We start from the raw sequence: 1,501 nt of genomic DNA, 5'->3' as shown, positions 1-1,501 counted from the left end.
TTCAACCATTTGCGCAGCACCTTCCTGTCCATCGGAACATTCCGGCACAGCCACTCGTGGTTGATATTGTCGAAGAACCCCTTGATGTCACCTTCCAGAATCCAGACCGGCGCCTTTTGTGACGACAGCAGGTGGAACAGCTCAACCATCGCATCAGCAGTCGAGCGATCCGGGCGAAATCCATAGGACTTCGGATCGCTGGTGCTTTCCACGACAGGTTCCAACGCTTGCAGATACAGCGCCTGCATGGCCCGATCCAACATCGTCGGGATACCCAGCGGGCGTCTCTCCTGCTTTCCAGGCTTCGGTATCCATACCCGCCGCAGCGGTCTGGGCCGATAGCCTCGTTGTTTCGACAGACGTCCCACGGCATGGAGCTTGGCCTGAGGCGTACCCCAGGTTTCTCCATCGACACCCGGCGTCTTGCGACCCCGGTTCTCCGTGACTCGCCTTACAGCCAGACAGCGGCCATAGAACGAGTGGGTCAGCAGACGTTGCAGGCGTTTAACCCTGCGCCAGTCGCCTTCCCGAGTTGCCTGCGCAATCTTTAGCTGCGTTTTCCGAACGGTTTGTTGAATCCTGGCCCACTCAAGAGCGTGCTAGTTCTTCACCCCGTCGAAGGACGCAGACGCGACCGGTGTTGCTGGTTGCGTTTTCATACAGTCCTCCTGATATGCACGACATTCAGGACGGACTACTCCCCTATGGGCAGTAGTCGCCCATAGGGTCGTTTGGTTATCGCTGGAATCAGCGGCTCTTCTTGCGCTCGTAAACCAGATGCACGTCAGCCAGGGTTGCCCCTGCCGGTAATGTCTCAACCGGTATGCCACCCATTACAGGCAGCCCTTCGCTTCTTGCATCCTCCCATTCCCCACACCCATCAGCACCCCTTGCGGTTTGCCTGCCTGACCGATGTTTCTGGTCAGGCGAGTGGTCGGGATTGCCACGTTCCCCGAGACGCATCAATTCCCCGTTTAGGCTTCGTCTATCCCCCGGCAGTTGTGTGGTACCGCATCACAAGCTTTGACTGTGATGTCCAACTGCGCTGCCGTTTTGGCTGAGGCCGATAATTGCCGTAGGCCCGTCCATATTTACGAGGGTTCTGGCGACGATTCACATGAGTTAGCCATGCGGGTTGGGTCATTAGCCTCAGCACGTCCGTGCAATTCGGACGTATGGCGTTCTCCGTCACCGGATAACACCCTCTTGCGAGCGAGACATTGTTAACCGGGCTTCACACCCCAGGGTTGGCCCCTGACGCATGCCGGTCTAATGAACTGGCGGGTACACGCCAGGCTCGATACTCCCTGAAACAAGCGGAGCTGAGCAATGCGATTCGGAGCTGACGCTCCGTGCTTGGTTCAATGTCCCCCAACGTCTCACGACGGTGATAAAGGCTCTATGCCGAACAAGAGGGACGAAGTTCTACCCTGAGGGCAGAATTCACCCTCAGGGTCAGACATTATTTGTAACAATCCAGGCGGGCCGGAAAGCTACTTTC

Annotated in this window: 1 pseudogene; it reads right to left on the bottom strand. The window is 57.2% G+C overall.

Features of this window, described 5'->3' with window-relative positions:
- A pseudogene (locus G7020_RS23735) lies at nt 1–659 on the bottom strand (reverse transcriptase N-terminal domain-containing protein); the annotation flags it as partial.
- Nucleotides 660–1,501: the final 842 nt, after the last annotated feature.

Origin of the sequence: Stutzerimonas stutzeri, assembly GCF_013522825.1 — a bacterium.
GTDB lineage: Bacteria > Pseudomonadota > Gammaproteobacteria > Pseudomonadales > Pseudomonadaceae > Stutzerimonas > Stutzerimonas stutzeri_AK.
Note: the sequence above shows the minus strand (reverse complement) of the source record. Positions and strands in the feature narration are given on the sequence as shown.